This window comes from Rhizobacter sp. P2_H2, from assembly GCF_056403375.1.
Genome location: NZ_JBFUFP010000474.1, coordinates 1 through 4,049, shown reverse-complemented (window position 1 = coordinate 4,049; position 4,049 = coordinate 1). Strand labels below are relative to the sequence as shown.

The 4,049-nt window shown below is 72.3% G+C and carries 4 protein-coding genes; 2 read left to right on the top strand and 2 right to left on the bottom strand.

Going from position 1 to position 4,049, the window contains the following annotated elements; genetic code table 11:
* Both AC1D15_RS20615 and AC1D15_RS20610 read left to right on the top strand, forming a co-directional pair.
* On the top strand, positions 1-435 hold a 435-nt coding region (locus AC1D15_RS20615), incomplete at its 5' end, for a cytochrome C (protein WP_477827434.1).
* 72 nt (positions 436-507) lie between these two features.
* The gene (locus tag AC1D15_RS20610; RefSeq protein WP_477827433.1) at positions 508-1,752 is read left to right on the top strand and encodes a TIGR03862 family flavoprotein; all 1,245 of its coding nucleotides are present in this window, start codon (positions 508-510) and stop codon (positions 1,750-1,752) included.
* A gap of 9 nt (positions 1,753-1,761) precedes the next feature.
* Here the strand turns inward: AC1D15_RS20610 and AC1D15_RS20605 are convergent, their stop codons facing one another.
* Complete coding sequence (locus AC1D15_RS20605; protein ID WP_477827432.1) at positions 1,762-2,811, bottom strand: hypothetical protein; 1,050 nt, start codon at positions 2,809-2,811, stop codon at positions 1,762-1,764.
* Positions 2,812-2,831: 20 nt separating this feature from the next.
* Complete coding sequence (locus AC1D15_RS20600) at positions 2,832-3,950, bottom strand: ABC transporter substrate-binding protein (RefSeq protein ID WP_082004706.1); 1,119 nt, start codon at positions 3,948-3,950, stop codon at positions 2,832-2,834.
* Positions 3,951-4,049 lie beyond the last annotated feature (99 nt).

Genomic DNA, 4,049 nt, shown 5'->3' with positions numbered 1-4,049 from the left:
GCCAAGGCCGATCCCGCCTCGCAGATCGAGCGCGGCCGCTACCTCGTGAAGATCGGCGGCTGCAACGACTGCCACACCGTCAACTACGGCGAGACCGGTGGCAAGGTGCCGCAGGCGCAATGGTTGACCGGCAGCCCGCTCGGCTGGAGCGGCCCGTGGGGCACGACCTACGCGCCGAACCTGCGCAACTACTTCAGCCGCGTGACGGCGGACCAGTGGGTGAAGGTGGCGCACACGATCGAGACGCGCCCGCCGATGCCGTGGTTCGTGCTGCGCGATTTCAGCGAGCCCGACCTGCGTGCGATGCATGCCTTCATCGCCTCGCTCGGTGCGAAGGGCGGCGAGTCGCCGGCGTACCTGCCGCCTGGCCGCAAGGCGAGTGGCCCGGTCGTGGTGTTCCCGGAGCCGCCGCCGGGGGCCGTTCCCGGCAAGTGATCCGGGCAGGTGATGCGGGCGGGAGACAATGCGGGCCCTTCTCCGCTGTGTCTCTTGCACATACCCCCGCCCATGCCTGCCATCGCCACCACTGCCAATGTCGTGATCATCGGGGGCGGGCCGGCCGGCCTGATGGCGGCCGAGCGCCTGGCGGCCGGCGGCGTGCAGGTCGACCTGTACGACGCGATGCCCTCGGTCGGCCGCAAGTTCCTGCTGGCCGGCAAGGGCGGGCTGAACCTGACGCACAGCGAGCCGTTGCCGGCCTTCATCGGCCGCTACGGCGCGCAGCAGGCGCAGGTGGCGCGCTGGCTCGATGCGTTCGGGCCGCAGCAGCTGCGCGAGTGGGTGGGCGGGCTCGGCGTCGATACCTTCGTCGGCAGCTCGGGCCGCGTGTTTCCCACCGACATGAAGGCGGCACCGCTGCTGCGCGCGTGGCYGCAGCGCTTGCGCGCGGCCGGCGTGCGCTTCCACATGCGGCAGCGCTGGCTGGGCTGGGCCGACGATGGCGCGCTGCGCTTCGCATCGGCCGGTGGCGAGCACGCCGTGCGCGCCGATGCGGTGCTGCTGGCGCTGGGCGGMGCGAGCTGGTCGCGGCTCGGCTCCGACGGCGCCTGGGTGCCGTGGCTCGCGCAACGCGCGGTCGACGTGGCGCCGCTGCAGCCGTCGAACTGCGGCTTCGACGTGGCGACAGCGTGGAGCGAGCATTTCCGCAGCCGCTTCGCCGGCGAGCCGCTGAAGTCGGTGGCGATCGCGCTCGACGATGGCTGGCGGCAGCCCGGCGAGTTCGTCGTCACGCAGACCGGCGTCGAAGGCAGCCTGGTGTATGCCGCGTCGGCACGGCTGCGCGACGCCATCGCCGCGCGGGGCCAGGCGAGCTTCGCGCTCGACCTGCTGCCGGCGCGCACGCTGGAATGGGTGGAAGCCGAGCTCGCGCACCCGCGCGGGCCGCGTTCGCTGTCGACGCACCTGAAGACACGCCTCGGCCTGCACGGCGTGAAGGCAAGCCTGCTGCACGAGCTGGTGCCGAAGGCGGAGATGGCCGACGTGCAGCGCCTGGCCGCGCACATCAAGGGCCTGCGCATCGTGCTCGGCGCGGCGCGGCCGATCGACGAGGCGATCAGCAGCGCCGGTGGCGTGCGTGCCGCGGCTCTGGATGAATCGCTGATGCTGCGCGCACTGCCGGGCGTGTTCGTCGCCGGCGAGATGCTCGACTGGGAAGCGCCGACCGGCGGCTACCTGCTGACCGCGACGATGGCGAGCGCGCGCGTGGCGGCGCAGGGCGCGCTCGACTGGCTCGCGAGCGCGCGCCCGGCCTGAGCGAGGGGCTCAGCGCAGGTCCGGCGTGCCGGCTGCACCGGCCATGCGGGCCTGTGTCTCCCAGCGGCGCGCCGCGTCCAGCACCGAGGCGAAGGCCTCGCCGTCCTCCAGCAGCGCCTTCTTGGTCGCCGCATCCAGCGGGTTCTCGATGCCGGTCTCGTCGCGCGGCATGCGGTCCTCGCGCACCGCCTTCAGCAGCCGCCCGATCTCGCCGGCGGCATGCGCCGGCGTCTGCAACAGCACCAGGCGCTTGCTCTTGCCCGGGTTGCTCGGCACGTGGCACGAATCGCATTCGCCCTGGCGCAAGCGCAGCGCGAGCCGCTTGTACGAGCCCTCGAGCTGGCCCAGGTAGGGGTTGTCGGCGCGGTACAGGCCGTCGAAGAGCGTGGCCTTCGGCTGCGTCCGGCCCTGCGCATCCATCCACATCCACTGGCCGCTGAAGTCCGTCGGTGCCGGCATCCTCTTCACCACGGTGACCGGCGGCTGCGTGCCGTGCACCGTGAACTGCGCCGCCTTCACGCGCCCGCGCATCGGCTCCCACCACAGCAGCACCTCGTTGGCGCCCTGGTACATCGCCCACTTCTCGGCGTCGTGCCAGAACGGGTACGGAAACTGCCCCGGCGCGAGCCGGTTGCGGAAGGCGGTCGCGAAGCGCAGCTGGAACAGCCCTTCGGAGGCGACATAGCGCACGCTGTGCTGCCCGTCGAACATGAACAGCGGCATGTAGAGCCCGGTCAGCACGTCGGGCGCGAACTGCGTCAACGAGCTGGCCTGCAGCGACAGCGCCGGATCGCGCTGGCGGCCCCACAGCACGATCCCGTCCAGCGAATCGCGCAATGCCGCATCGCCGAACAGCCCGCGCCGGCACTGCTCGAAGGCCGGCTGGTCGCCGGTGCCGGCCACCGGGCAATGGCGCGTGAAGGCGCCGGCGATCTCGGCGGCCGCGGCGCGCGCCTGGGCCCACTGTTGCGTGCTCGGCTCGCTGCCGGCGGCCCAGGCCGGCAGGCCGGCGAACCAGAGCGCGAGCCAGGCCGGCCCGCGTGTCCAGGATGCAGCCATGAGGGATCCTCCTTCGGGGTTCAGCCGACGATGCGGCCGTAGCGGTCGATCACCACCATTTCCACGTACTGCGAGCCATGCGGGTTGTCGGGCGCATAGGCGAGGCGGTAGCCGCCCAGGTCGGTGCGCAGCGACGACAGGGCGTCGCGCATCCGGCCGCGTGTCGCGCCGCCGGCCTTGACGGCAGCGCGCGCCGCCTCGACCGCGACGCGCCCGGCGATGTAGCCCTCCAGCGTCGTGACGCCCAGCGCAGCACCGCTGCCCAGCGCGGCCAGGTCGCTCTTGCACTGGCCGACCACGCCGACGCCCAGCGCCGACGGCCGCGGCACCACCAGGCTCATCACCACGCTGCGCCGCGTCGCGACCACGCCGTCGATCAGGTCCTGGCCGGCGAACGACGATGAGAAATGCATGCCCGGGTACGCGCCGTTGTGCATGTGCTCGATGATCGACAGCACCGGCGCGGCATTGGTGGTGAACATCACGCAATCGAGCCGCTGCGCCAGCAGCTGCTGCGCCACCGGCATCAGCGAGCCGGCGTTGCGGTCGATCGGCACGACGGCAACCGGCTGCACGCCGAGCCGGCCCAGCGCGTCCTCCATCGCCAGCAGGTTGGCCTTCGAGGTGTCCTTCAGGTGCACGTAGCCGATGCGCTTGAAGCCGAACTCCTTCGCGTAGCCGACCATGCGCCGGTACTCCACGTCGTAGCCGGCGCGCACGTGCACCGCGCCGGACGATGCCGCGCTGCGGATGCCCATGTTGCCGCTGGCCGTGCCGATCAGCGCGATCTGGTTCTTCTCGACCTGCGGCATGCAGGCCTCGGCCGCCGCGCCGCTGGTCAGGCCGACCAGCGCTGCGGCGCCGTCGCCGATCAGCTTCTGCACGTTGGCGATGCAGCGGTCCTTGGTGCCGCCGTCGTCGAGCACCTGCAGCTCGAAGCGCGGGCCCTTGGGGTCGGCCCGGTTGGCGGCGGCGAATGCGGCGAGGATGCCGTCGCGCACGTCGGCGCCGTAGCGCGCCTGGGCGCCGGTGAGCGATGCGCTCTGGCCCAGCGTGACGACGGTGTTGGAGGCGAATGCAAGGCGCGGGAAGCCCGCGCAGGCGGCAGCGCCGCCCAGCAAGAGGTCACGGCGTTTCATGCGGTGCCCCTTCAGCCGACGAGACGGCCGYAGCGGTCGATCGCGATCAGGTCGACATAGCGCGAGCCGTGCGTGGTGCCGGCGAACTCGACCTTGTAG

Coding starts and splice junctions, on each gene's coding strand:
- AC1D15_RS20605 (WP_477827432.1), bottom strand. CDS start 2,811: ATGGCTGCATCCTGGACACGCGGGCCGGCCTGGCTCGCGCTCTGGTTC.
- AC1D15_RS20600 (WP_082004706.1), bottom strand. CDS start 3,950: ATGAAACGCCGTGACCTCTTGCTGGGCGGCGCTGCCGCCTGCGCGGGC.